Here is a 26,262-nt window from a genome sequence, read left to right as displayed (position 1 = left end):
AATTAGCAATTAACTTTCGGGGGTAAGTCGTCTCATCTGGTCACGGATAGTTTTTCCGCAAGTCTGGATCTGATCTACGATCTTAGAAACCAATTCTTTCATTTCGTCCTTGCTTAGCTGCGTTTCTTTTTCCAACTTCAATAACAGATTTGCAGTCACATTCATTCCAAACAGGCGAGCAGGACTTAGAATCTGATGCGCCTGTTTTCGTAATTCGGTCCAGTCTTCATCTTCAAAAAAATGGATGAGATCAATGGAATACTGCGGCATCATTTCCAGGTAAGCTTGATACATTTCCAATAGGTATTCCTCACTCCCTTCCGCACGCTCTTCCAGGATAGAAAGGTCGAGCAAAGTCTCTTCAGGTTCCTTCTGCTGGCTTTTAGCCTCCGTAAAAATTGCGTTATTCTGATACCCCCATTTCACCAGCAACTGATAAAGCTTTTCAGGATTAAATGGCTTGGAAATATAGTCATTCATGCCGGCTTCAATAAATTTATTCTGATCGCCTACCATTGCAGAAGCTGTAATTGCAATGATCGGTATCGAACACGTTGGTTCTGGAAATTTGGAGCGGATAAACCTGGTCGCTTCCATCCCATCCATCCGGGGCATGTAGTAATCCATCAAAATAACATCAAACTGTTTGTCTTTTAAAACAGTAATCGCCTCAATCGCATTGTTTACCGCAAGAACTTCAACATTCCATTTATTCAGATCATATAGGATAACGCGTTGATTAATTGTATTGTCCTCTACCAACAGCACGCGTAAACCATCCAGGTTCTTTACCAATACAATATCTTCCTGGTTCACGTTTTTAGTTTCTACATGCTGATTGTGTAGTTCAAAATCCAGTTCAAATGAAATAGTTGTTCCCTGTCCTTCCTTACTAAACAGGTTAATAGTTCCTCCCATTGCTTCCACCAACGATTTGGCAATTCCGAGACCCAAACCGGTTCCGGAAGTTGTTCGTGTTCTATGGTCCTCAAGCTGTGTGAAATTTTCAAAAACGAAGTCCTGCTTTTGCAGAGGGATTCCAATTCCCGTATCCCTTACTTCAAATTGTATCCGTTCCAAACCGTTTTTTTGGTGAATCGGATATACTTTCAGGGAAATGCTTCCTTCTATTGTAAACTTAATTGCATTTCCAACAATGTTCAATAAAATCTGATTCAGGCGAATTGGGTCTCCAATGACAAAGTTTGGCAGTGTTTCATCAAAATTCAGATGGAACTTCAAACCTTTTTCTTCTACACGGTAAGAAATTGAGCTCACAAAAGTTGACAGCAGATCCTCCAATGAAAAGCGGACATATTCAAAAGACATTTTACCGGCCCGGATTTTGGAAACATCCAGTAAATCATTTACCACATGTAATAAACCCTGTGCTGAAATACCCAGTGTATTTACAATTTCCCGCTGTGTACCGGATAAACTCTCATCATTCAACTGTCTTGTTAAGCCTATAATTCCATTCATCGGAGTACGGATCTCATGACTGACATTTGCCAGGAATAATTCCTGTGTTTTCAATGCGTTTTCTGCTTTGCGTTTTTCGCGGATTGCCAGTTCTCTGGCTTCTAATAAATCAGTAATATCCGTATCCACATACACCAAAAATTTCAGTTCATCATGTTCATCAAAAACAGGCGTTAACGAAGTTTGAATGTATTTCTGTTCCTGGTTCTTCAACTCTTTAAATGCCTGAAAAATAACGGATTCTTTGGTTTCTACAGCATGCTCAATAAACGCTGAGATCTCTGCCCGTGTCAACCCGCTTACATCGTAAATACTATTGCCCTTCTTTGCGAAAAACTCTTCCGATGAACCCCAGCCATAAAGTCTCACAAAACCCTCATTCACCCATGAGATAATTCCCTGTGGATTTGTGATGACAATCCCGTTATTTGTATTACTCGCAACGATGGATAATCTTTCCAACTGCTTATTCTTGGAAAGGATGACTTCATTCGAGGATACCCGATCCTTATAACGCACATAAATAAACATCAGCAAAGCCACCAAAAGCGCTATACTGCCTATTAACAAATTCAGAATAATAACTTGGTTTTCATTGTTATCGCTTTGAAGCCGTTTATTTTTATTCAGGATTGCAATTTCTTCGTTTTTCTTATTCAGATCATACAGAAACTGCAGTCTGACGATCTCTTTTGCATTCTCCTCATTACTGTATTCTTCATACTCTTTATTGTACTTAACCCGATACTCATATGCAGCTTTATAGTTTCCTTTCAAGCTTTCCAAATCAGAACAATACTCGTAGTAATTCTTATATTCTGCAAGGTACTGGAACTGTTCGATATAATTCCGATAGCTTCCCAAAAGTTCTTCTGCTTCCTTCAGCCAATTATTTTTCAAGTAAGATGTAATTAAGGTTCTGCAATTGATGAATACATACTCCGGTTCCTTTTTCGCCACAAATATTGAACGAGCATAATCCAAATATTTCTTTAAACTATCCATCTTGCCTTCCAGTCCATATGCTTCTCCATAGTTCGAATAACCAACAGCATAACCCATTGAATCTTTCAGGATCAAAGATCCCTGAATACACTTCAAAGCGTATTTTCGACTTATCGTCAGATCATCTTTCTGTTTACGGATCTGGTGATAGATAAGATATAAGTTAGATAAGTTGTTATTCGAAGATAAAACAAAGCGTTTCGACTTTTTAGCATTTGCTTCAAACAAGATAGATTGATAGATTAACTTTGCTTTGTCCAAATACCATACGCTTTTTTTCTTGGCGCCATAATCCGTTAAACAATGACCAATATAGCTTTTACAAGTAAAATAGGCATGCTGGTTCTTAACCGCTTTAAACTCCCTCATTCCTCTTTCGAAGTGATGCTTAGCTTTCAAAAACACTTTTAGGTCCTTAAAAATTAACCCAATTGTTTTTTCGGCCTCACCAATTCGTTGATGGTCCTTTATCTGTTCAGCTACTGCCAATGCCTGGTATGCAAAATCGGTTGCTGACTTGAAGTTTCCGGTTTGCTGATGGTAAATACTTAAGCGAAGCAGTACTTCATACTTTAAGTGTTTCTTTTTGTTTGTTTCCTGAAGTTTATTTGCCAGCGATAATAGTTCAATGCTTGAATGGATATCCGAATCTTCTATTTCTCTGGCGCGGTTAAGGATCTTGGATACGGATGTTTGTTTTCCGGTAGTGGAATCGGCAAACACAGAGGTGCTATTCAGAAAAACAAGTAACACGAGTAATCCGAACCTAAATCTTCCAAAAATCCTCTTTCCTGGTATAGAAACCATAGATTTGAATAACAGCCGTTTAAAGTGAAATTAGGTCTAATTATTTAATAATAAGAACAAGAATGAATAAACTGTGCCTTACACTAAATGGATCTGGCATTTGGCTACTTGTTTTCCGGTTTTCTGTCTGTTTGTGATAAAACTTAATTAAATTCGGAAGCATAAAACTAAACTATGAAAAACAAAATTCTCCTTTCTTTCCTTTTCCTCCCATTTTTTCACTTTTCGCAAGACTCTCATGGTTCCTGTTCTTCCATAAAGAAGCACTCAAATAACCAGATGAAGAGCAACACCTTTACTATTCCTCAAATAGCGCAAACAGAACTCTATGATGTTCATTATTACTTTTTGAACCTGAACATGACCAACACAACGACCGCTTTATCCGGTTCGGGTGAAATTCATGCAAGAGCAAAAGCAAACCTGGATACTGCCCTGGTTGAATTCTTTAACACCTTTGTGATCGCTTCTATTGAAGTGGATGGGAACCCGGTCAGTTATTCACGTCAGAATAGTGCATTGAAGATTCCGGTAAATAAATTACAAGGCGAAAACTTTGTTATCCATGTAAATTACAGCGGAACTCCTCCTACTGCAGCGACAAACCCGCTCGGCGGAGGTGGAATGACGAATGCGAGTTCTCCCTCCTGGGGAAACCAGGTTACCTGGTCTTTATCAGAACCGTTTGCTGCCTATGAATGGTTTCCTGTAAAACAATCATTAAAAGACAAAGCCGACAGCTGTGCTGTCTGGATAACTGTTCCATCAAATTGCAAAGCCGGTTCCAACGGTATTCTCCAGCAAGTAGTTGATTTAGGAAACGGAACCCATCGCTTTGAATGGAAACACAGGCACCCGATCGATTATTACCTGATTTCGGTCGCAGTTGCACGCTATGTGGAATACAATGTCACTGCAAATCCAGCAGGATCCGGTCCAGTACTTATTCAAAACTTCATTTACGATAACCCGGGGACTTTACCGAATTTCCAGGATGATATAGACGAAACAGTTGATTTTATGGAACTGTTTGCCGATTTGTTCGGACCTTATCCGTTTGCCGATGAAAAATATGGTCATTGTATGGCACCGATTTCAGGGGGAATGGAACATCAGACAATGACAACACAGGGTTTTTTCAATCCGACACTTACCTGTCACGAATTGGCTCATCAATGGTTCGGTGATCACGCTACTTGTTCTTCCTGGGCAGACATCTGGGTAAACGAAGGATTTGCTTCTTACGCCGAATACATCATGCTGGAAAATTTATATCCGGGAGATGAGCTTCAGGATATGCTTGACAGACACGATAATATTATGTCCGATCCCGACGGATCTGTATGGGTAGAAGATTCTTTGAGTGACGGCAGTATTTTTTCAGGAAGACTGGTTTATGACAAAGGAGCTGCTATTGTTCACACTTTGCGATTCCTGATCAATGACGACCAGGTTTTCTATGATGCCCTGAAAGCTTACCAAACAATCTATGCGGATTCAGTGGCATCGGGAATTGAATTGGTTGACGTATTTGAAAATGAAAGCGGTTTGGATCTCTCGAACTTCCTGGAAGAATGGTATTTCGGAGAGGGATATCCAATCTATTCCGTTCGCTGGAATTCGGTAGGAAGCGATTTATTGTTAGAGATCAATCAAACTACCTCTATGCCGGGCGTAACTCCTGTTTTCACTAATGATCTTGAATTGCGTTTTGACAGAAGCGGTGTTGCAGATACAACGATCCGGTTTGAAATTACCGGTACACAGAATCAATTCATTATTTCGAATGCTTCAAACTATGTGAATATTCTTAAGATTGATCCGAATAACTGGATCTGCAATAAAACAAACGGCATTGTAAAAGATCTCAACTTCACAGTGGGTATTGAAGACAATCCGAACAAACCACGTATTTCTGTGTTCCCGAATCCTTCCAACGGACCTGTAACAATTGAAATGCGTGCATCCGGTGACTATAGTTTGGTGCTAATGGATTCAAAAGGAAGTGTGATCGCTTCCCGTGAGTTCAACAGCTGGACTGTACTTGACCTGAAAAATGAAGCACAGGGAACATATATTCTCCAGGTTGTTTCAAAAGATTCGGGAGAGAAATTTACCGAATTAATTAAGCATTAAATCCGCTGATAACTAAACTTTTAAAGTCGCTGTTGTTTGATAGCGACTTTTTTATGTCTACTGTTTTTATTTAGATTCAATTTATTTAGTTCATTTCGATCGATCAAACCTTTAATTTATTGTTATTTATCATTTAGGTACAGAAATCATCCCTAATTTTACGGAACAAAAATATAATCATGAAAAAAATAGCTTTATTACTATTAGTAGGTTTTGGAATTACTGCATTGGCAAATCAGGCTGCGGCACAAAACAAACAAGAATGGCCGGAATTGAAAGAATTTCACAAAGTAATGGCTCAAACGTTCCATCCGAGTGAGGAAGGAAATTTGGAACCAATCAAAACCCGAATCGGTGAAATGGTTGAGAAAGCAAAGGCGCTTCAAGCATCCAAGTTTCCAGCGGATTATGATAACGAAAAAATGAAAAAGGCAGTTAATCAGCTGGTAACTGACAGCGAAAAATTACAAGCTTCTATCAAAAGCGGAGCAAGTGATAAGAAGATCACAAAATCTCTTTCCGGTTTGCACGATGTTTTTCATCAGGTTCAGGGACTTTGTTCAACAACTGAGAACCACGAACACGAACACAAAGAAGGTGACGGTCACAAGCACTAAGAATATGTAACAAAAAGGCTCCGAAATTCGGAGCCTTTTTGTTTTTAGCGGTTTCTTTAAAATCCATTCACACCATTCACAGTAGTATATTTCAGGATATTCTTTTTATCCGGATGGATCCGTGCAAACGCTGACTGAACAGCCAAAGTACCTTCATGGAAACCGCACAAGATCAATTTCAGCTTATTCTCATAAGTATTGACATCACCGATCGCATAAATTCCCGGGATATTCGTTGAATAATCCAGAGTATCCACCTTAATTGCATTCTTCTCTATTTCCAGTCCCCAGTCGGCGATCGGTCCCAAAGATGGCTTTAAACCAAACAACGGAATAAAATGATCCGCTTTTGTGATCAGTTCCCCATTTTTGGAATGACTGATAACCACTTCCTCCAACTGTTTTCCTCCTTTCAACCCGGTTACTTCGGCTTCTGTTATCAGGGCTATTTTCCCGGAATCGGCCATATCAATTACTTTCTGTACAGAATCTAAATGTCCGCGAAAAGAAGCACTGCGGTGTACTAAAGTCACTTCCGAAGCAATGTTATTTTCAGCCAGGTAAATTGACCAATCCAATGCCGAATCACCACCTCCGGCAATCACACATTTCTTTCCTCTGAAAACTTCCGGGTCTTTAATGATGTAATCTACTCCTTTTTCTTCAAAAAGCTCAATACTTTCGATAGGCGGTTTTCGTGGTTCAAATACTCCGAGTCCGCCGGCAATCATTACTACCGGAGCTTTGTGCCGGGTACCTTTAACTGTCGAAACAACGAAGGAACCATCTGCTTGTTTCTCAATCGTAGATGCAGCTTCTCCCAAAGTAAATCCTGGTTTGAAAGGCGCAGCCTGTTCCATAAGATTAGTCACTAAGTCCCCGGCTAAAACAGATGGAAATCCCGGAATGTCGTAGATCGGTTTTTTGGGATAGATCTCCGAGCATTGTCCGCCGGGTTGCGGTAACGAATCAATTAAATGACAGCGCAATTTCAATAATCCTGCTTCAAAAACGGTGAAAAGTCCAACCGGACCGGCTCCAATGATGATGATATCTGTTTCAATCATGATTTTTATTCGTTTTAAATGACACCTGCGGCCACTGTTTGGTTTGTATTTTCATTTATTAAAATAAAGGCTCCCGATTTCGGTAAATCCCTGAACGGATCAAAACTGACGGCTTCTGCTGTTTTAATTGAAACTTTAGCCAGTTCATTCAAATTCAAACTTCCGTCACTTTCCAAATCCCGGAAACTGTGAATATCAATTTTGGAATGAACAGCTTTGATCACTGCTTTGGTCCGAAAACTGTTTTGCTGCAACAGAAATTTCTGAGTGGAATTAAATGCCGCATGGTCCATCCAGCAAATGGTTGCCTCCAATGATCTTTCCGTAACAGGAGCTGCATTTTTTGGAACGATGGTATTTCCCCGGCTAACATCCAGATCATCTTCCAGGTGCATTACTATCGGCTGATTTTTCCCAGCAGAAGGAACATCCTTCAAATTGGATTCAATCCGGGAAATCCGCGTAGTTAAACCGGATGGAAGAATCTGTACCTCATCTCCGGTATGAAATTCACCGCTCAAAATACTTCCCGCATATCCTCTATAATCGTGAAGGTTTTCTGTTTGAGGCCTAATAACGTATTGTACCTGGAAACGCGCTGCTTCAAGCTGTTCTCTCTGGTCTGTTTCTACGGTTTCCAGATATTCCAGTAAGGGTAATCCTTTAAACCAATCCAGCCTTTCGGACCGATGAACAACATTGTCTCCTGCCAAAGCTGAGGCCGGAATGAAATCTACTTGATTCAAACCGATCAACTGCGAAAACACGTTGTATTCGGAAACAATTTCATTGAACCGTTCTTCGCTGTAAGCAACCAGGTCCATTTTATTGATGCACAGCAATACACGGGGAATTCCCAGCGTTGCAGAAATAATACTGTGTCGTTTGGTTTGATCGGTAATCCCATTCCTGGCATCTACGAGAATAATTGCCAGCTGTGCAGTTGAAGCTCCTGTAAACATGTTCCGTGTATACTGAGCATGTCCGGGAGTATCCGCAATGATAAACTTTCGCTTGTCTGTAGAGAAATACTTGTATGCCACGTCAATCGTAATTCCCTGTTCACGTTCCGCACGTAATCCATCTGTCAGCAAAGCAAGGTCTATGGTGGTGTTTTCCCCCCTTGTTTTACTCTGACGTGTCAGTGTTTCAATAATATCGGTGGAAATTGAGTGACTGTCGTAAAGTAATCGTCCGATTAAAGTGCTTTTCCCGTCATCTACATTTCCTGCTGTGAAAAATCGTAATAAATCCATTTTGTTGAATTATGAATTATCAATGGCTTAATTATCAAGAGGAATCCTCTTATTTCATTGATAATTACTCATTAATAATTAAAAATATCCTCCCTTCTTTCGGTCTTCCATTGCTGCTTCTGATATCCGGTCATCCATGCGCGTTGCGCCCCTTTCCGAAATCTTTGCATCTGAAATTTCTGCAATAATATCATCAACAGTGAAGGCCTCACTTTCAACCGCCGCTGTACAAGTCATATCACCTACTGTGCGGTAACGAACTTTCTTGGTTACGATCCGGTCTGTTTCATCCAGGTTCAGGAATTCGTTGTTTGCCATCAATTGTCCATGTTCCGTTATAACACACTCGCGTTCATGTGTAAAGTAGATCTGCGGCAACTGAATGTTTTCGCGTTTGATGTAATTCCAGACATCCAGTTCTGTCCAGTTGCTGATTGGAAACACCCGGACGTTTTCACCTTTCTCAATTTTGCCATTGTAAATACTCCATAACTCCGGTCTTTGTAATTTCGGATCCCATTGACCGAATTCATCCCGAACAGAAAACACACGTTCTTTTGCCCTGGCTTTTTCTTCATCTCTTCGTGCTCCGCCGATACACGCATCAAATTCAAATTCTTCGATTACATCAAGAAGTGTATGAGTTTGTAATGCATTTCTACTTGGAAACTTTCCCTTCGCATCCTGTAATTTATTTTTGGCAATTGTATCCACCACATTTCGGACGATTAATTGTTCTCCAAGTTCAGCTGCTAAGGAATCTCTAAAATCCAATGCTTCCCGGAAATTGTGTCCTGTATCTACATGCACCAGCGGAAAAGGAAATTTTCCCGGTCTGAATGCCTTCAGCGCCAAATGCACCAAACAAATGCTGTCCTTTCCTCCTGAGAATAATAAAGCCGGCCGGTCGAACTGCCCTGCTACTTCTCTCAGGATATAAATGGCTTCCGCCTCTAATTCGTCTAAATAATCTTTCATTTTTTTAAATTATTTTATTCTTCCCCTTTTGAAGGGGGATGTCATTTAGTGTTTGCCCCCCCTCTTAGTCTCCTCATGACGGAGTCTGATACTCGTCAGTCCCGATAGCTATCGGGACGTCAGACCCTCAAGGGGAGAAAATATTTTAACTATGTAATCCGCACTCTTTCTTTGAATTATCTTCCCACCACCATCTTCCTGCACGGAAAGATTCACCTTCTTTAATTGCACGTGTGCAAGGTTGACAGCCCAAGCTTACAAATCCGCGATCCTGCAGCGGATTATAAGGAATATTGTATTGCCTGATGTATGCTTTCACTTCTTCCAGGCTCCAATTTGCAAGTGGATTTATCTTTACGATCTGGCGTTGTTCATCCCATTCAACCAATTCCAACCCGGATCTGTTTTCCGAATGATCTGCTCGAAGCCCAGTTACCCAAACATCTACATCTTTCAATGCCCGGTTCAAGGGTTCTACTTTTCTTATGAAACAACATTCCTTCCTGTTTTCCAGTGATTCATAGAAACTAATCGGGCCTTTCCTGGTCACTAACTGTTCCACCGCCTGATGTTCAGGGAAATAAATTTCCAGTTCTTTTTGATACCGTTGGCGTGTCGCTTCGATCACACTGTATGTTTCAGGGAACAATCTTCCGGTATCCAATGTAAATACACGGATGGGCAATTCCTGCGAATAGATCACATGAGTCAAAACTTGGTCTTCCCAACTCAAACTGGAAGAAAAGGCCACCCTTACTCCTTCCTGTGAAGCGATCCGGAACAAATAATCTTCCAGGGTTGTATAAGGTATTGTCTTTATTTTTTCAATCATTTTTTAAAATATTAAGGTCAGAAAATTGCGCAGGCTGACTATGACCACAACAATTCCCACAAACAGCATCATTGCTTTGATATTCAACTTAGAGGCCAAGTAGGCTGCAATCGGTGCTGCGCAAACTCCTCCTAAAACCAATCCTGCAAGCGGTTGCCACACATTCGATGTGCCAATGACAGTGAAAAAAGTAAATGAACTTGCCAGGGACACAAAAAACTCGGCAAGATTGACCGATCCTACAATCATTCTAGGATGTTTTCCCCTTGCAATCAAAGTAGAGGAAACAACCGGTCCCCAGCCACCACCGCCAATGGAATCCAAAAAACCTCCCAAAAGTCCCAGCCAACCAACTTTTGTCACTTTTTTTCGGGCTTGTTTCTTCCGAAGAACCTTGTAAATAATCAATCCTCCCAAAAACAAGGTATATGCGCTCACTATCGGTTTGATAATATCATTGTATGATTCGAATTCCGTTAATACATAAGCTCCCACAATTGCTCCTAAAACTCCGGGAATTAAAATAGACCTGAATAAACGGTTATTCACATTCCCGAAACGCAAATGCATAATCCCCGAAACACCACTCGTAAAAATCTCCGAGGCATGTACCGCCATACTTGAAACTGCCGGAGTAATTCCATACGACAATAAGAAAGTCGTGGCGCTAACCCCATAAGCCATTCCTAAAGCTCCGTCTATCATTTGTGCAATAAACCCTGCTAAAACGAAATAAGCGAAATCAATCGTCAAAGAATCTATTGCAGCTGATGCTGAATTCCATATACTTTCCAAAGGAATTAAAGTGAAAAGCAAATGTCCTGTGAGCATAACCCCTATAATTCCAAGCAAATACAAAGACAATTTCCGTAGAGAAAAAAAGTACCAGGGACTATCTGCTTTCACCAGTAAAGCGGCTGTGGCCTGATTCATTTTTTTTACCTTTTGCTTAAAATCTCCCTTTAAATAATTTCTGAACTCATTCAGTTGCAAGGCCGAATCATTTAATTCAAGCGGCAGGTTTTCATCCAAAATTTCTTTCAACCGTTTAGCGAGTGTCGGTGATCTTCCGTTTGTTGAAATCCCGATTTTCAAATGTCCTTTTCGAACCACAGACCCCAGGTAAAAGTTACACAGTTCGGGTTTATCTGCAGCATTATACAGGATTCCCGAATCACTCGCCAAATTCATGATGTATTCTGAAGTTTCCACATCATTTAAGGCGGTAATAATGAGCTGTTTCCCTTCTATGTCTGACGGTTTGAAGTTGCGCACTTCCAAAAACACACTTTCGTGCCGTTCGGCAAAATCGATAAATGCATCCGAATATTCACGCGCAACTACAGAAACAGGCGTATCCGGAGAATTCACTAATAATGCTTTTAATTTTTCCAGCGCTACTTCTCCACCACCAACAAGCAAGACATTTAATTCCTGGGTTTTCAGGAAAATAGGAAAAAGCTCATTGGTATTTGCCTCCCTCATGAATGGTGAATTGTTTCAGATGAATTTGTACAAAACTCATACGGATCAGCCGATGCAAATGAAACTACTTCACCGATCACAATGACACCAGGACCTTTTATTGCTGCCTGTTCATGTAATCCGGAAATTGTTTCGATTGTTCCAACAATTGTTTTCTGTTCCGGCAAAGAACCATTATAGATTACCGCTACCGGAGTTTGTGATTTTCCACTTCCATGAAACAAGTCTGCAATTTTTTCAACCTGACTCAAACCCATCAGAATCACCACTGTAGCATCCAGATCCGCTGCTTTTTTCAATTCAGGATTTAAGGAGCCATCAGACAAAGTAGCGGAAAGCACAAAAAATGAATTGCTCATTCCACGGTGCGTTACAGGAATATTTGCTAATGCAGGAACCGATATAGAACTCGAAATTCCGGGTATCACCTCGGTGGTAATGTGATGTTGTTTTGCAAATATAATTTCTTCCATACCTCTTCCAAAAACGAACGAATCTCCACCTTTCAGGCGAACAACATCTCCAAACTCATTCGCACAATCAATCATTAATTGATTAATTTGTTCCTGCTCATAGGTTTTAAATCCTTTGCGCTTACCTACAAAAATCTTTCGGGCAGTAGGAGCATAAGTCAATAGCTCTTCATTGACCAGGGCATCATAAAGCACTACTTTTGCTTTTTTCAAGCGATTCAATCCCTTTACAGAAATTAATTCGACATCTCCGGGTCCTGCTCCAACCAATGAAATGTGCGTATTTTCTTTATTCTTCATTTTTTCAGTTTTATTGATTCCTGCCTCCCGTCTACAAATCTTTGGCAGTCGACGGACTTAGTTGAAACATTAATTCTTCTATTTCAGTTACATATTGGTTCGCAAAGTATTCTGACGCTTTTTCCTTGTTAATTCTCAAAATGAATTCACTGAAACTATTCTGCTCAGACCAACCGAAATCCATTCCAAGATGCGCATCGAAATCAGTTAAAATTTCTTGTTGTGAGTTACATCGGATTCCCTTTTCAATCAATTTCGCTTTTGCAGAATGAATTCCTGCAGAATAACCATAATAAATTGCATCCGCATAACGGCTTTCCTTCAACGCTTCACGGGCAGAAGACAATTTTTCTTCCGCATCAAAAAATAAGGTCGCAACCAGGTCGATGATAACCCCGGCGCATTCTCCGACACCAATTGCAGTTGCAAACCGTTCATCTTGTCCCCAATCCAGGTATTCGTTTGAGTTTAGATTCTCTAAATCCGTTAAAGGTTTCAGCAAATTGTAGAAATAGGTATTTCCCTGTTTGTCATAATAAGCATTGAATTCTTCCTCGTTTTCATGAAATCGGAGGTAATCATCCAGAATTGCCTGCACAACTTTTAACACTCGTTTACTGGGAACCTTAATTACTTTTTCTGCAATTCTTCCTGCACCGGCTCCTGTTTTTCCTCCACCCAGCAATACTTGCAAAGCAGGAAGCGTTCCTTCTTTAGTTTTAATGGAACTCCCGTGAAAGCCGATCTGAGCCAATCCATGCTGTCCGCAGGAATTCATACAACCACTGATTTTGATACTAATCCCTGTTTCTTCAATCAGTTTCGGATAGTTTAATCGTATAAATGATTCCAGTTCCAATGCAACATTCGTACTGTTCGAAATCCCCAGGTTACAGGTATCCGTTCCCGGACAAGCAGTGATATCAGCCAATCCGCCATATCCCGATTCATTCAAGTTCAGCTGTGAAAGCTGTGAATAAACCGTTTGTAATTGCTCTGCTCTTACTCCTCTTAATTGAATATTCTGATTGACCGTAAAACGAAGTTCCGGAAGCTTCAAGCTATCCAGCAAATAAGCCAGCGAACGAGCCTGATCCGTGTAAAAATCACCCAATGGAACTTTGATGTATACTGCCAGATAACCGGCTTGCTTCTGAAGAGAGACGTTGCTCCGGATCCATTGATTATAATCCTGGTCGTCCGTGAACAATTTGTCTGGGCTAATCGGATCGAGTTTCTCGTATTCAAAAGTATCAATCACCTTTAGCTGATCTTCCGGAGAACCAAACTGAACCGCTGTTTTCTCTTGTTTCACCAAGTCTAAAAAAGTTTCCAAACCAATTTTAGAAATGAGGTATTTCATCCGTGCTTTATTTCTGCTTTTTCGTTCACCGTGGCGATCAAATACACGAATGGAGGCTTCAATGAATGGTATCAATTCATCTGCGGGCAAAAACTCATAAGCTATATGCGCTAAAAATGGTTGTGCTCCCAACCCTCCTCCAATCATAACTTTGAATCCTTTTGTCTCCGATTCAATACGTGGAATAAATCCAAAATCATGAATAAAAGTGAGCGCATCATCCCGGTCATCCGAGCTAAAAGCAATTTTAATTTTCCTTCCCAGTTCCTGGCCAAAGGGTTTTCGCAAAAAGTACTGAAAGACCTGTTCCGCATAAGGAGTCACATCAAATAATTCATCCGGATTAATTCCCGCATTATCACTTGCAGTCACGTTTCGAACAGTATTACCGCATGCCTCCCGTAAAGTCACATCGTCTTTTTCCAAATCCGCCCACAACTGTGGTGTTCTGTCTAAAGAAACATGATGAATCTGGATATCCTGCCGGGTTGTGATGTGCAGCCTTCCGGTACTGTATTCATCACTCACCTGGGCAATTCTGCGCAATTGATTAGAAGTTACTTTTCCGTAAGGGAGTTTGATCCGGATCATTTGAACTCCAAGCTGACGTTGACCATAAACTCCACGTGCCAATCTCAAAGAACGAAACTTGTCCTCCGGAATCTTACCGTCTTTAAAAGCAGCAATTTTATCGCCTAACTCCAGAATGTCTTTTTCAATCCTCAGTTTTTTCGCTTCAACCTGGTGTTCGTATTCTGTTCTGAAACTTTCCATGATTATTTCGTTGCGTTATAGAGGAAGTACCAATCTTCCTGGGAAAGTTCAAACGTATGAGCTGTTGCAGCGTTTTGAATTCGGCGTTTTTCTTTACTTCCAATGATTGGAAGAGCACCCAGTTTATTCAGCCATGCAACTGCTATTTGCTCTACATTTGCCTCGTACTTTTTACCGATCTCAATGAGTGCCAGGCGTAATTTAACTGCCTGAGCATCTTCACCCAACAGGATCCGGCCATCTGCCAAAGGAGAAAATGCCATTGCACGGCCATGCTGCTCGCGGATAAAATCATACCTGCCATCATGAAGTGCTTCCGTTTGGAGCAAATTCAACTCCAAATGGTTCGTGATGATCGGTTGTGAAAGAGAAGCCGAAAGCAAACGTTGCTGAAACACATTAAAGTTTGAAACTCCTATGTAAGAAATTTTCCCACTTCGCTGCAGTTTCAACAATGCAGAAGCAGTTTGTTCAAAATCTGAGAGAAAATCGAAGTTTTCCAGAATTAGAATTTCAATCTTATCCCTTTTCAATCGCTTCAAGGATTCTTCTACGCTTGTCGTTATATACTGTGGGCTTAAATCATAATAAATTCCGCTTCCGTACGCTCCGGAATATTCACGAAGGCCAACTTTCTTGGAAAGAACCAGTTCAGACTGATTGATCACTCCCGACTCAATGAGCTTCCCAAATTGTGTTTCCAGTTCATACGCTCCATGTCCCGGGCTCAAATCATACGTATCGATTCCCAATTCCCTGGTAAACAAAACTACATCTTCAAAGTTTTTAGTATCCTGAAGATCTTCCTCTGTCCATCTCCAAAAACCATAAACCGCAGCTGAAACTCTTGGTCCGTATTCGTTTATATATACCTTTTTCATTATTCCTGTTTTGCTAAATAAAAAACCCTTCTCCCGCAGAAACGGAAGAAGGGTCATAACTCATTGTTAATTTATAACTATTCCTTCCGCAATACCTTTTCAGGCATACAGCACATCTGCATATGAAGCATGAAGTTCTTTTGATTCATTGTTGTTTTTTTGATAGTGCAAAGTAAAGGGCTGAATTCTAAACGAACAAGGAAAAGCAGGATTATTTTCCATTACTCCTATCGGATAAGTAGGAATTAAAATAAAAAAAGTCGCTATTTACGTTTGCTTTCAGCTTTTCGTGCTAATTTTTTTTCGCGTAAAATTAAATCAGCCAAACTTGTTTTTGATAAAATATGGATACTTGCTTCACGCACTTCGAGCATTACATCATGCAATCCGCACAAATCTTCATGCGGACATTCAGCACATTCCTCGTAAAAATTCAAGCTTACGCAAGGTAATAAAGCGATTGGTCCACCGGTTGCCCGAATAATGTTGCTCAGTACAATTTCATCCGGGTGTTTAACCAGGAAATAACCGCCATTCGCACCCATTTTACTTCCAACCATGCCGCCATTTCGCAATTGTAGCAGAATTGCTTCCAGGAACTTACGAGGAATTTTTTCCTCCTCGGCAATGCTGGCAATGGACAAATGCTTCTTATCGCGATAAACCTTCGCTAAACACTTCAAAGCCTGAATAGCATATTTGGATCTTTTTGGTATCATAAATCAAATATACTACTAATCTAATAGGAATTCATAAAGTGCGGAGATCTGTATGATATGAATATTTCTGGTCTTACTGTTTTCATTGTTTTGGTAAATGTATCCGGCTCCTATTTTCCAATTCCCGAAAACAGGCTGCTGAATAGTGATTCCAGCTCTCCATTCCCAAGGTCTGGGATCTCCGCAGATATGGAACCATTCGTTGAAATAAATGAGTTTCGTCCTGAACTCAGGCACCGGGAAGTGTGAAAACAATGCTTGAAGTCGTAAGCGATCCTGATCCTTAGTCAAGCCATTAAAAAAACGGAACTCATTCCGGAATCGCAGTTGAAGCTGCTTGTTTTTCGAAAAAAAAACCTGGGTAAACTGTAAAAAGGGTCTTATTTCAGTTTCAAGATCTCCTGCATCTCTTCTTTCATGAACAAAGCATGCTATTCCTCCTCCAAAACCACTTCGCTTTGAGTTTGTTTGATAACTCAATGTATAGCGAAGCAAACTTTGCCGGTGGTTGATTAAGAATGCATCTTGCCTTCTATGGCCAGCTTCCATAACATGCAGGTATCTCTTAAAATCCAAACGGGTCTGTAACAGAAGCCAAGTATTCGTGGCGTTTCTCTCTTGACCAAAAGAAAAGGCGCAATAATAAAAGGATAAGCATCCCATGAGAATCATTTTCATGATGCAAATCTAGCAGCTTTTTTATAATCTACTTATTCTATAGATTAAATTGATTGTAAATTTATTCAGAGATTTCGTTCGTTACCAGCCTGTACTTTACTTTCACAACAGGCCTTGGAAAAGCGTTAAAATGCCACCATTCGGTAGGAATATTCGAAAATCCCTGGCTTTTCAAAGCTCTTCGGAGCAGTTTCCGGTTATCAATTTGCTGCTGTGTGATCTCTCCTGCTGCCAAAAATTCAGATTCCAATGACGGATAAGCAATTTTACGAATATCATCATACCCTGCTCCCATATCCAAGGGTTTCCGCAACTGGTTGCAAATAGTCAAATCAACAGCCGCACCGTAATTGTGAACACTCCCGTTTCTCGGATTACTCACGAACCTACCTCTTTCCAAAGCAGGAATCGTATCCAAGGCATTCCACATTTCCCATTGTACACTGATCGGTCTTAATCCGTCGTATACCAACAAATGATAATTTGCGTTTCTTCCTGTCAGGTACTCCTGGGATCTGGCCAACCTTCTGGCAACATCCATTTGAACATATACTTTTTTGATCGTATCGTACAAAACCCTGTGCATGAAATTGTCCTTTGTAGCATATTTCAGCTCCCACCAGATGTTTTTATTAAAATAATCCACACTTACTAAAGTATCTCCTTTATGAAAAATCATTTCTCCTTTCGAAATCTGTGGTTTTATTTCTTTTTTCTCATTATCTGCACGGATTTCTTCGGAAAGTTCTGCAAGTTCAGAATTTTCCTGTCTGGCAGATTCCGAGCAAGCGCCTGTCAATAATCCACCCAGAAGTAAAATACCTATTGTTTTCATGGTGTAAAAATTAGGATTTTTATGCATATGTCAACATTTCCTGTACTTTTGTTGTCCTCAAAATAAAGAAAGAAATGCCAAAAATTGCCCAAAAAGCCATTGACATGCCAGCATCGCCAATTCGTAAATTGGTTCCTTACGCTGAAAAAGCTAAAAAAGCCGGAAAAACTGTTTATCACCTGAACATCGGTCAACCGGATATTGAAACACCACAGGTAGCTTTAGATGCTATTCGTAATTTTGATCATAAAGTAATTGAATACAGTCACTCTGCAGGATTTGAATCTTACAGAACCAAACTGGCTGAAACATATAGAAAAGGAGGTCTTCCGGTAAATACGGAAGACATTATCATCACCACAGGAGGATCCGAAGCATTGATATTTGGATTCATGACTACCTGTAATCCGGGAGATGAAGTGATTATACCGGAACCATTTTACGCAAACTACAATGGCTTTGCGGTGACTGCCGGTTTAACAGTTGTTCCGGTTGCTTCCAGCATCGAAACAGGATTTGCTTTGCCGCCTGTTTCCGAGATTGAAGCAAAAATCACATCAAAAACAAAAGCAATTGTCATTTGTAACCCGGGAAATCCGACAGGTTATTTATACAGTAAAGAAGAACTCGAGCAATTACGCGACATCGTTAAAAAGCACGACCTGTTCTTGTTTGCAGATGAAGTTTACCGCGAGTTCTGTTACGACGGGGCACAACCTTTCTCTGTTTTGAATTTAGAGGGAATTGAGAATAACGTCATAATGATCGATTCTGTTTCCAAGCGCTATTCGATGTGCGGTGCACGTATCGGAGCATTAGTTTCCAAAAACCAGGAAGTAATGGCTGCGGCTTTGAAATTCGGTCAGGCAAGACTTTCCCCTCCGACAGTTGACCAGGTTGCCTCAGAAGCGGCTTTGAACACACCACAATCCTATTTTGACGATGTGGTTTCCGAATACGTTCAGCGCAGAAACATTATGGTTGACGGGCTAAACAGCATTCCGGGTGTATTCTGCCCCAAACCAAGCGGTGCTTTCTACTGTGTTGCCAAATTCCCGGTAGATAATGCCGAAAAATTCTGCCAGTGGTTGCTGGAGGATTTCGAATTCGAAGGACAAACCGTGATGATGGCTCCGGCAAACGGTTTCTACTCTACACCGGGAGCTGGAATGCAGGAAGCACGTATTGCATATGTGTTAAATCAGGATTCTTTGAAAAAAGCAGTTGTTTGTTTGGAAAAAGCGTTGGAAATTTATCCTGGAACAATCAGATAAATGGAACTACTCATAATCCTCTTTTTAATAATCCTGAATGGAGTTTTCTCTATGGCTGAGATCGCTACGGTTTCTGCCAGGAAATCCAAACTGGATGCCGCCGCAAAAAGAGGTGACAAAAGTGCGAAATTGGTTATTGAAACCCTGAATGCACCAAACAAATTCCTTTCAACAGTACAAATTGGTATCACGCTGATCGGGATTTTGACGGGTATTTTTTCAGGGGAAAAAATGACAAGCGATATCGAAGGTTTTTACAAAAGTTTTGATCTGACGAAAGAATACGCTCATTTCCTGGCAGTAACCTCTGTTGTTGTAATTATCACATTCTTTTCACTCGTATTAGGTGAATTGGTTCCTAAACGTATCGGTTTGACCAACCCGGAAGGCATTGCCAAAACAATGGCTCGTCCGATGCTGATCATTTCAAAAATCACCGCACCATTTGTTTGGTTACTAACAATTACATCCGACTTGCTTCTTAAGGCTGCACGCATCAAACAATCATCGGATGGGAAGGTAACGGAAGAGGAAATTAAAGCGATCATCCAGGAAGGAACAGAAGGCGGTGAAGTCCAGGAGATCGAACAAGATATCGTGGAACGCGTTTTTCACCTGGGTGACCGGAATATCAGTTCACTGATGACACATCGCAACGATGTCATTTTTATTGACATCGGAGATTCCCGTGAAGAAGTTCGTGAGCAGGTTGAAAAGGAAATGCATTCCGTTTATCCCATTTTTGATGAGGAGCGCGAGCATGTTCTGGGTGTTGTACTATTGAAAGATTTGTTCCGGACTATCAACCACGAGGATTTCGAATTGAAAAAACTGATCCTTAAGCCGCAGTTCTTAATGGAGAACATATCGGCATACGAAGCTTTAGTTCATTTTAAAGACACTAAAACACATTACGGGATCATTACCGATGAATTTGGTCAGACACAAGGTATCGTTACCTTAAATGACCTGCTACAGGCTTTGGTCGGCGATTTCAATGATTTCTACGCCGAAGAATTTGAATTTATTCAGCGCGAAGATGGTTCCTGGTTAATTGACGGACAATATCCTATCGCTGAATTCTTCCGTCAGTTCGGATTGGAGGATAATTCTTCCGAATTAAACTTCACTACAATCGGCGGTTTGGTATTGAATGAATCTAGAAGTGTTCCGTCTACCGGTCAGAAATTTCACTGGTTAAACTTCGAGATCGAGGTTGTAGACATGGATGGAGCACGGATTGATAAGCTGATTATTCGTGAGATTGATCCTGAGGACTAAATTGTTAACGATTTAGTTAACTCACTAATAAATAGGGATAATCAATTCACGATGAGTTAGTTACCTGTATTTAGTAAGCAAATTAACTAAAAGGTTTACAAATCCATTCTGAAATACCGGTTTTCACCACTGTAAACAAAATTAATCCGTTACTTTTTCACCTATCTGCATTTCATCGATGTGTAAAGGGAAATATACACAAAACAATGTTGTAGGAATACAACTGAACTCTCGGCGGCAACCGGGAGTTTTTTATTGGTTTTGGAATTACAGTAGACCATAATTAATCACGTGCCTATTGTAAAAAATGAATTGAACCAAATTGAGATATGGATGTATCCATTTTCAAACAACAACACATGAAATTCTTTATTATACTTGCTTTTACTGCTTTCCTATCACTTGGAAATGCCCAAACTCCATTAATTTCTCATAAAAGTCATGCAGGAACTTCCGGTTCTTACCTGATTGCTTCAAGCAGCAATTTTGGTGTGAGAAGAATAGATTATGAAAAACAAATTGAGCAACCAAAGGACATCACATACGAACGAAAACCTTACAAGGTAGAAAATTTCAAACCGTTGAATGATTCCATAATGATCCTGGAAGTTACTGATCTGAACCAACAGCTTATTGAGGTAGATACTTTATCAAACAAGAAGCGTCTTTCAACAATGATGTTCCACTATGTCTACGCCGATTCCGTCAAAAAAGCAGAAAATCTTGAAATCTACAAGCAGGAAATAGAAAAACAGGAACAACTTGAAAAACGGCAACTAGAATCTCAGCAACAACTCAACCAAGAAGCAACTCCTGCAAAGAAGAAAAAGAAGTCATACCTCCTGTTCCTATTTGGAATCACCGGTGGCGGAATGCTGTTGATGAAACTTTTAGCAAGATCCAAACACATACATTCTTCAATCGCTTAACTATGAAAACAATTCTTGTATCAATCGTTTGTTTACTTGCTTCGGCAGTTCAAGCGCAAACCGCAATCATTGCCCACAAAAGCCATTCCGGATCCGCTGCGGATTTCTTTATGGATCCCAATACCAATTTTGGTGAACCCGGCCCTCAACTAATCCAGGTTGTCCGTATAAACGATTCAACCTATGTAAATGTTTTTTCTGAATTCTCTGGGTTCATTTATCACGATACAGTTCGCGGCCGAATCAATTCCAACCTGGATATTGATTCAATCAAACGATCGCGATATGATCACATTGAATACATCAATTTCAAAGGTTCTCCTGATTCATTAAGACCAAAAACTCCTGGCCTCCAACTGCAAGAGATAGAAACCATTAAACCGATTGAATCGGAAACACCTGTTAATCAAAATCCTCCCGGGAAAAAGAAAAAATCCTACCTGCTATTCCTATTCGGAATTACCGGAGGAGGAATGTTGTTAATGAGATTATTCAGTCGGATCTTAAGACCTCAGGTTACTACATGAAAGAGCACCTGAAACTGAGTTTTATCGGGATCGCTGCATGGTGGATGCTCTTGCTTCCTTTCGATTATGCACTTTTCGATGGGATCTTCAAACTCATTCAAAAACCATTTACAGGTCTTTTAAAAGCGATGGACCAAGACCTGATCTTCGAAACAGATACTTATGGAACCTACGTTCTGGTCGCGCTCAGTTTTCTTTTGGGAGTTCTTTCCTCGCCGCTCATTAATCGTGTTTGCAAGAAATGGAAGCTGAGCACTACCGAAGTTCTAAGAACCATTCTTGCAGCTATTTTATTCTTCTTCCTTTTTAAATACGGCTGGGATAAAATCACAAAGGCGCAGTTTTACCTTCCTGAACCGAACACCCTGTCCACTCCATTCGGGAAATTATCCAAAGACATTGCTTACTGGTCTTTAGCCGGCAGTTCATTTTCCTATACCGTTATATTGGGGATAATTGAAGTTTTAGCAGCAGTCCTTTTACTTTTCAAGAGAACCCGATTTTTAGCCTCATTAATCAGCATCGCTATTTTCGGGCAGGTGGTACTAATCAATTTCTCGTTTGATATCTCGGTGAAACTTCTGTCCGGTTCGCTCCTCCTCTTCAGCCTTATTTACAGTTTAAGTTTCTATCAAAACTGGAAGGGTGTTTTTGGTTTTTCAAGCAAGCAAATTCAGCTATACGACACAAGAAAACACCGGGTGATCAAATACCTCTTCGCATTGCTCGTCATCGCTGACTGCATTTACCCCACTCTTGCAAGCAGAAACTTCAATGATGATCAATTTCCGCGCCTGGCACATCATGGTGCTTACCGGGTTTATGGAAATCCGCAAATCAAATACCTCTTCATTCACCGTCAGCATTATCTGATCCTTCAGTCGCAGGATGATCTGTTTAAAGACTACAAAATAGATACCCACATTCCGCATAGGTATACTACACTCGATGGTGAGATTTCGTGCAAATGGGATGAAAGTCTGGTCATTATTCAAAACAAGGCATTCAAAATAAAAAGGATTCCTTTCGAAAACCTCCCCCTTTTACAGGAAAGTTTCCACCTATTTTCAGACGAATTCCACTAGCCATAGGACATCCAAAAGTTTTATCGGAAGAATGAGTTTCCGGTATTGTTTTTTCCTTACTTTTGTCTTGTTTAAAATTAATCTAAATAATGAAGCTCATTTTAGCCGACAGTAATGAAATTATACGCATTGGTTTGCGTACGCTGTTGTCTACAGAGCGAAATATTCAAATTGTTGGGGAAGCAAGAAACAATGAAGAGTTGATTGCCCTGAACAAAGCCTTTGATGCAAACATTATTTTAGTCGATTACACTTCCAAAGGATTTTCGATTGATGTCATTCCTCAAATTCTTCAAAAAAAACCGGATCTGAATGTTGTTGCGATCACACCGGAACAATCGGCACAGACCCTTGTCAATGCATTGCGTTCCGGAGTAAAGAGTTATATCAAAAAAGATTGCGACAGTTCCGAGATCATTGATTCGATCCGCGAGACCTGGAGAGGAAACAAATTCTTTTGCGGGCAAATCCTGGAAACCATACGCGATGCTTCTATTGATGTGAATGATATTGATTTTGATTCGTTCAGCTGTGAACCGATCACACTGAGTGAGCGTGAAACAGAAATCATTACCATGATCGCAGAAGGATTAACGAATGTAATGATCGCCGATTCACTGTGTTTGAGTAATCACACCATTAATACACACCGCAAAAATATCATGGCAAAACTGGGGGTAAAAAACACAGCCGGAATTGTGATCTATGCGGTAAAAACAAACTTAGTATCTCCCAATAAATTCCTGTTCGCCGCAGACCCAAATTCTTAGGGAATTTTTTTCTTTCATTTTTTGAACCTAATTTTAATCTGATTGTACTACAGATAAAAATTGCTATATGCGTCATTACATACTTTTTGTTTTACTGCTTTTTACGACTGCCTTCAGCAAAGCTCAGTCGCAGGAAAAAAATGTATACAACAACACCAATACGAATTCCGGAAACACGCTCATAAAACAGGATACAACTTCTCAGGCCCCTGAATTGGAAGAAATGCACATTGAATCCAAAAAAACAAAAAGCTTCAGAACGGTGAAATCGCCCCAATTTGAACAAGACGAAAAAGCCGATAAAGATTCCAATTTGAACATGCAACAGCTTAAAGGAGCTAAATATCAGTTCGAAACCAATTATTCGAGTTCACGACACCAGGTATACCGCAGAAGTGCCAGTACGCAGGAATTACTAAACATGAAACAAAGTGCCCAGTTGTATGCAAACATGCTTCCGGGAAGTTTTGAAAAGCACTTTTATTCCTACTTATTGAACAAATACGACCCGAAACATTTCCCCGAACTGAAGCAGGCTGCAAAACTGGAACCCAACAAAACGGAAGTTCAGCAGGAATTGGCCGCATACGGAATAGCTGTGAATGATCAGGAACTTGCAGATAGCGTGGCCGTTCAGATGATCGCTCAAAACAAAATTACCGGGGGTTTACTTACTTATGCAACAGACCTTGTCAATTCTGTTCCAAACAGCGGAACCCTTTTACTTCATGGTTACACAGAACTTATTCCAGTTAACTATGAGAGAAACACACTTGGAAGGGCCGACTTGGAATTAATTTCCGTCGATCTGATGCAAAGTCCCGCTTACCAGGCGAGCCTTGAATCCAAAGGATATGTGATGCCTAATTCTACATTCGTTGATACCACATTCGTACAAACTTTCTGTGCCCTGAACGTTTCGAAAAACATTTACCTTTCGATGTCTTTTCCGAAAGAGTATTTTCAGGGAATCACTTCTTCACTGAATACAGTTGGTCTGACTTTTGCTTACGATCAAACAATGCTTGATTACAATACCTGGAATTCCACACTAATAGAAACAAAATGGAAAAAACAGGAGTTGGGAATTTCGAAAGATCAACAATCAGATGCTCTTTCCGCCAATTACCTTCCCGCACTCATCAGCGTTGCAAGAATATACGAAGAATATAACAAGACAGAAGAAGTCAAGGAAATTAATCAGCTCATTATGAGTGTTGCCACGAGGGCACGTAAAACCGGTCAACTTTCAAAAATTAAGCGCTGATGCGAATGATCAAAAAGGAATACGACCAAATGACCGACGAACAATTGGTCATTGGGATGGCTGGAGGCGATCAGAGAGCTTTTGACAAGCTTTATGGCCGTTATTCATCTGCCCTGCTCTCGTATTTCATGCGCATGCTGTGGCGCGACCGGGAAAAATCCGAAGACTTTGTTCACGACTTCTTTACCAAGCTAATTCACCGGCCAGAACTTTTCGACACGACACGATCCTTTAAAACCTGGATGTATTCGGTTGCAAATAACATGTGCAAGAATGAGTACAAAAAACAGGAAATAAGAAAAAACACCAGCAACGGATTAGATCATACCTACTCTGTGAGCGACGTAAATAAGAATACGGAAAACCAGGTTCACCATACTCTATTTAAGGAGGCTTATGACTACCAGGTCACACAACTGGAAGATAAACACCGGGAGGTATTTGAAATGCGCCATTTCGACGGATTATCGATTAAAGAAATAGCCGAAGCCCTGGCAATCAGTGAAGGGACAATCAAATCCCGTTTATTTTATGCAACCAAGTATTTGGCACAAGGATTAAAAGAATACCAACCAGAACATCATACAAAACAATCATGAATACTTTTGACGAAATCATACAGACAAAGGCTTATAGCGATTTAACTCCGAACGAACTGGAAGTTATCCGGGAGTTGGTATCTTCTGAAGAAGAGTACAATGAAATGAAATCGTTTTATGCCGGAATTGACCAATTGGCTATTTCAAACATAGCAGAAGTTTCGCCTTCCGTGAAGTCCAGCTTAAACTCGGTATTTCAGGCCAAGCATCCCGGCATCAGCCAGAACTGGAACGCCCCGGAAGCAGCGGAAAAGAAAGTTATTCCTTTATACAACCGCACATTATTCCGTGTAGCAGCATTGCTTGTGTTATCTGCCGGAGTTACAACCATATGGTTTTCCATGTCTGAAAATCAATTAGCCAGTGAGGAAAAGGTTCAGATGACGGCGAGCAATGACACCATGCTGCGTGAAGAGAAGACAGCAGCTGAACCTAAAAAGAAGTTCCCTTTAAATGAGGGAACAAAAAAGCAGTTTACAGCGGATTCAAACATTCCAGCAGATGAAGCACCGGAAACCAGTATTTTAACCAATGGCACCAGTTATTCCTATACTTCAGCTTTATTGAAAAAAAGTGATGAACCAGGCAAAAAATCTGAAAAGATTCAGCCTGCTGCTCCTGTCACTTATTATTTCAACGCTAGTAAAGAAAAGGAAACAAAGGATGGTGATGCGGAAAGCTTCTCCAAAGCAGGTCTGGATGCAGATTTACATCCCGGAGGATTTTATGCAGAACCGGCAAAAGACTTTAAACCCAGCATTAAAACAACTGATTTACTTAGTTTGATAGAGCCGAGCTTCTGAGGAAAAAACACACTTCGACTCCCATTGACGCTTAAGTCA

The 26,262-nt window shown here is 40.5% G+C and carries 23 protein-coding genes; 11 read left to right on the top strand and 12 right to left on the bottom strand.

Features of this window, described 5'->3' with window-relative positions; genetic code table 11:
• Positions 1-9 precede the first annotated feature (9 nt).
• A complete protein-coding gene (locus K0S23_RS01090) occupies positions 10-3,240 on the bottom strand; it encodes a PAS domain-containing hybrid sensor histidine kinase/response regulator (RefSeq protein WP_300353081.1) in 3,231 nt (1,076 codons plus the stop codon).
• 228 nt (positions 3,241-3,468) lie between these two features.
• Here K0S23_RS01090 and K0S23_RS01085 point away from each other — a divergent pair, with 228 nt between their 5' ends.
• Complete coding sequence (locus K0S23_RS01085) at positions 3,469-5,430, top strand: M1 family aminopeptidase (RefSeq protein WP_300353079.1); 1,962 nt, start codon at positions 3,469-3,471, stop codon at positions 5,428-5,430.
• 179 nt (positions 5,431-5,609) lie between these two features.
• Positions 5,610-6,047, top strand: a complete 438-nt coding sequence (locus K0S23_RS01080) for a hypothetical protein (RefSeq protein ID WP_300353077.1) — start codon at positions 5,610-5,612, stop codon at positions 6,045-6,047.
• A gap of 56 nt (positions 6,048-6,103) precedes the next feature.
• On the opposite strand, the gene K0S23_RS01075 is transcribed toward K0S23_RS01080, so the two are convergent.
• The 11 genes from K0S23_RS01075 to K0S23_RS01025 form a co-directional block, all read right to left on the bottom strand.
• Positions 6,104-7,114: an NAD(P)/FAD-dependent oxidoreductase gene (locus K0S23_RS01075; protein ID WP_300353074.1), complete on the bottom strand. Its 1,011-nt coding sequence runs from the start codon at positions 7,112-7,114 to the stop codon at positions 6,104-6,106.
• A 14-nt stretch (positions 7,115-7,128) separates the two neighbouring features.
• Positions 7,129-8,370, bottom strand: a complete 1,242-nt coding sequence (locus tag K0S23_RS01070; RefSeq protein WP_300353071.1) for a GTP-binding protein — start codon at positions 8,368-8,370, stop codon at positions 7,129-7,131.
• A 78-nt stretch (positions 8,371-8,448) separates the two neighbouring features.
• Positions 8,449-9,348, bottom strand: a complete 900-nt coding sequence (gene cysD / locus K0S23_RS01065; RefSeq protein WP_300353068.1) for a sulfate adenylyltransferase subunit CysD — start codon at positions 9,346-9,348, stop codon at positions 8,449-8,451.
• Between the two features lie 145 nt (positions 9,349-9,493).
• Positions 9,494-10,180, bottom strand: a complete 687-nt coding sequence (locus tag K0S23_RS01060) for a phosphoadenylyl-sulfate reductase (protein WP_300353065.1) — start codon at positions 10,178-10,180, stop codon at positions 9,494-9,496.
• Positions 10,181-10,183: 3 nt separating this feature from the next.
• Entirely contained in the window at positions 10,184-11,665 is a 1,482-nt protein-coding gene (locus tag K0S23_RS01055; RefSeq protein ID WP_300353062.1) for a TSUP family transporter, read from the bottom strand.
• Positions 11,662-12,438 carry a uroporphyrinogen-III C-methyltransferase gene (gene cobA / locus K0S23_RS01050; RefSeq protein WP_300353059.1) on the bottom strand — a complete coding sequence of 259 codons (777 nt, stop codon included), beginning with the start codon at positions 12,436-12,438 and terminating at the stop codon, positions 11,662-11,664. Before cobA ends, K0S23_RS01055 begins: the two co-directional genes overlap by 4 nt.
• 31 nt (positions 12,439-12,469) lie before the next feature.
• Positions 12,470-14,575, bottom strand: a complete 2,106-nt coding sequence (locus K0S23_RS01045; protein WP_300353056.1) for a HEPN domain-containing protein — start codon at positions 14,573-14,575, stop codon at positions 12,470-12,472.
• A gap of 2 nt (positions 14,576-14,577) precedes the next feature.
• Positions 14,578-15,456: an aldo/keto reductase gene (locus K0S23_RS01040; protein WP_300353053.1), complete on the bottom strand. Its 879-nt coding sequence runs from the start codon at positions 15,454-15,456 to the stop codon at positions 14,578-14,580.
• A 263-nt stretch (positions 15,457-15,719) separates the two neighbouring features.
• Positions 15,720-16,175: an Rrf2 family transcriptional regulator gene (locus K0S23_RS01035; RefSeq protein WP_300353050.1), complete on the bottom strand. Its 456-nt coding sequence runs from the start codon at positions 16,173-16,175 to the stop codon at positions 15,720-15,722.
• Between the two features lie 15 nt (positions 16,176-16,190).
• On the bottom strand, positions 16,191-16,853 hold the full coding sequence (locus K0S23_RS01030; RefSeq protein ID WP_300353047.1) for a DUF2490 domain-containing protein: 663 nt from the start codon (positions 16,851-16,853) through the stop codon (positions 16,191-16,193).
• A gap of 61 nt (positions 16,854-16,914) precedes the next feature.
• Complete coding sequence (locus tag K0S23_RS01025) at positions 16,915-17,688, bottom strand: M15 family metallopeptidase (RefSeq protein ID WP_300353044.1); 774 nt, start codon at positions 17,686-17,688, stop codon at positions 16,915-16,917.
• A gap of 74 nt (positions 17,689-17,762) precedes the next feature.
• Between K0S23_RS01025 and K0S23_RS01020 the strand changes: the two genes are divergently transcribed.
• The 9 genes from K0S23_RS01020 (at position 17,763) to K0S23_RS00980 (ending at position 26,223) form a co-directional block, all read left to right on the top strand.
• Positions 17,763-18,962 carry a pyridoxal phosphate-dependent aminotransferase gene (locus K0S23_RS01020; RefSeq protein ID WP_300353041.1) on the top strand — a complete coding sequence of 400 codons (1,200 nt, stop codon included), beginning with the start codon at positions 17,763-17,765 and terminating at the stop codon, positions 18,960-18,962.
• Complete coding sequence (locus K0S23_RS01015; protein ID WP_300353039.1) at positions 18,963-20,243, top strand: hemolysin family protein; 1,281 nt, start codon at positions 18,963-18,965, stop codon at positions 20,241-20,243.
• A gap of 359 nt (positions 20,244-20,602) precedes the next feature.
• The gene (locus K0S23_RS01010) at positions 20,603-21,172 is read left to right on the top strand and encodes a hypothetical protein (RefSeq protein ID WP_300353036.1); all 570 of its coding nucleotides are present in this window, start codon (positions 20,603-20,605) and stop codon (positions 21,170-21,172) included.
• Between the two features lie 2 nt (positions 21,173-21,174).
• Positions 21,175-21,699: a hypothetical protein gene (locus tag K0S23_RS01005; RefSeq protein WP_300353034.1), complete on the top strand. Its 525-nt coding sequence runs from the start codon at positions 21,175-21,177 to the stop codon at positions 21,697-21,699.
• Positions 21,696-22,784 (top strand): hypothetical protein, encoded by a 1,089-nt coding sequence (locus K0S23_RS01000; RefSeq protein ID WP_300353033.1) that lies wholly within the window; start codon positions 21,696-21,698, stop codon positions 22,782-22,784. The genes K0S23_RS01005 and K0S23_RS01000 overlap by 4 nt, the downstream gene beginning before the upstream one ends.
• An 89-nt stretch (positions 22,785-22,873) precedes the next feature.
• Positions 22,874-23,554, top strand: a complete 681-nt coding sequence (locus K0S23_RS00995) for a response regulator transcription factor (RefSeq protein WP_300353031.1) — start codon at positions 22,874-22,876, stop codon at positions 23,552-23,554.
• Between the two features lie 67 nt (positions 23,555-23,621).
• Entirely contained in the window at positions 23,622-24,821 is a 1,200-nt protein-coding gene (locus K0S23_RS00990; protein WP_300353029.1) for a hypothetical protein, read from the top strand.
• Positions 24,821-25,420 (top strand): RNA polymerase sigma factor, encoded by a 600-nt coding sequence (locus K0S23_RS00985; RefSeq protein ID WP_300353026.1) that lies wholly within the window; start codon positions 24,821-24,823, stop codon positions 25,418-25,420. Before K0S23_RS00990 ends, K0S23_RS00985 begins: the two co-directional genes overlap by 1 nt.
• Positions 25,417-26,223, top strand: coding sequence for a hypothetical protein (locus K0S23_RS00980; RefSeq protein WP_300353024.1), 807 nt, complete (start codon positions 25,417-25,419; stop codon positions 26,221-26,223). The genes K0S23_RS00985 and K0S23_RS00980 overlap by 4 nt, the downstream gene beginning before the upstream one ends.
• The last annotated feature ends 39 nt before the right edge of the window (positions 26,224-26,262 follow it).

The organism is Fluviicola sp. (assembly GCF_029266855.1).
Lineage (GTDB): Bacteria > Bacteroidota > Bacteroidia > Flavobacteriales_D > Crocinitomicaceae > Fluviicola.
This window is presented reverse-complemented; position numbering and strand designations above follow the sequence as displayed.

Excerpts from the sequence above, each read along its gene's own strand:
- cobA (WP_300353059.1), bottom strand. The coding sequence starts at position 12,438 with ATGAAGAATAAAGAAAATACGCACATTTCATTGGTTGGAGCAGGACCC.
- K0S23_RS01000 (WP_300353033.1), top strand. The coding sequence starts at position 21,696 with ATGAAAGAGCACCTGAAACTGAGTTTTATCGGGATCGCTGCATGGTGG.
- K0S23_RS01085 (WP_300353079.1), top strand. The coding sequence starts at position 3,469 with ATGAAAAACAAAATTCTCCTTTCTTTCCTTTTCCTCCCATTTTTTCAC.
- K0S23_RS00990 (WP_300353029.1), top strand. The coding sequence starts at position 23,622 with ATGCGTCATTACATACTTTTTGTTTTACTGCTTTTTACGACTGCCTTC.
- cysD (WP_300353068.1), bottom strand. The coding sequence starts at position 9,348 with ATGAAAGATTATTTAGACGAATTAGAGGCGGAAGCCATTTATATCCTG.
- K0S23_RS01040 (WP_300353053.1), bottom strand. The coding sequence starts at position 15,456 with ATGAAAAAGGTATATATAAACGAATACGGACCAAGAGTTTCAGCTGCG.
- K0S23_RS01025 (WP_300353044.1), bottom strand. The coding sequence starts at position 17,688 with ATGAAAACAATAGGTATTTTACTTCTGGGTGGATTATTGACAGGCGCT.
- K0S23_RS01045 (WP_300353056.1), bottom strand. The coding sequence starts at position 14,575 with ATGGAAAGTTTCAGAACAGAATACGAACACCAGGTTGAAGCGAAAAAA.
- K0S23_RS00985 (WP_300353026.1), top strand. The coding sequence starts at position 24,821 with ATGCGAATGATCAAAAAGGAATACGACCAAATGACCGACGAACAATTG.
- K0S23_RS00980 (WP_300353024.1), top strand. The coding sequence starts at position 25,417 with ATGAATACTTTTGACGAAATCATACAGACAAAGGCTTATAGCGATTTA.
- K0S23_RS01005 (WP_300353034.1), top strand. The coding sequence starts at position 21,175 with ATGAAAACAATTCTTGTATCAATCGTTTGTTTACTTGCTTCGGCAGTT.
- K0S23_RS01035 (WP_300353050.1), bottom strand. The coding sequence starts at position 16,175 with ATGATACCAAAAAGATCCAAATATGCTATTCAGGCTTTGAAGTGTTTA.
- K0S23_RS01030 (WP_300353047.1), bottom strand. The coding sequence starts at position 16,853 with ATGAAAATGATTCTCATGGGATGCTTATCCTTTTATTATTGCGCCTTT.
- K0S23_RS01015 (WP_300353039.1), top strand. The coding sequence starts at position 18,963 with ATGGAACTACTCATAATCCTCTTTTTAATAATCCTGAATGGAGTTTTC.
- K0S23_RS00995 (WP_300353031.1), top strand. The coding sequence starts at position 22,874 with ATGAAGCTCATTTTAGCCGACAGTAATGAAATTATACGCATTGGTTTG.
- K0S23_RS01070 (WP_300353071.1), bottom strand. The coding sequence starts at position 8,370 with ATGGATTTATTACGATTTTTCACAGCAGGAAATGTAGATGACGGGAAA.
- K0S23_RS01020 (WP_300353041.1), top strand. The coding sequence starts at position 17,763 with ATGCCAAAAATTGCCCAAAAAGCCATTGACATGCCAGCATCGCCAATT.
- K0S23_RS01080 (WP_300353077.1), top strand. The coding sequence starts at position 5,610 with ATGAAAAAAATAGCTTTATTACTATTAGTAGGTTTTGGAATTACTGCA.
- K0S23_RS01055 (WP_300353062.1), bottom strand. The coding sequence starts at position 11,665 with ATGAGGGAGGCAAATACCAATGAGCTTTTTCCTATTTTCCTGAAAACC.
- K0S23_RS01060 (WP_300353065.1), bottom strand. The coding sequence starts at position 10,180 with ATGATTGAAAAAATAAAGACAATACCTTATACAACCCTGGAAGATTAT.
- K0S23_RS01010 (WP_300353036.1), top strand. The coding sequence starts at position 20,603 with ATGAAATTCTTTATTATACTTGCTTTTACTGCTTTCCTATCACTTGGA.
- K0S23_RS01075 (WP_300353074.1), bottom strand. The coding sequence starts at position 7,114 with ATGATTGAAACAGATATCATCATCATTGGAGCCGGTCCGGTTGGACTT.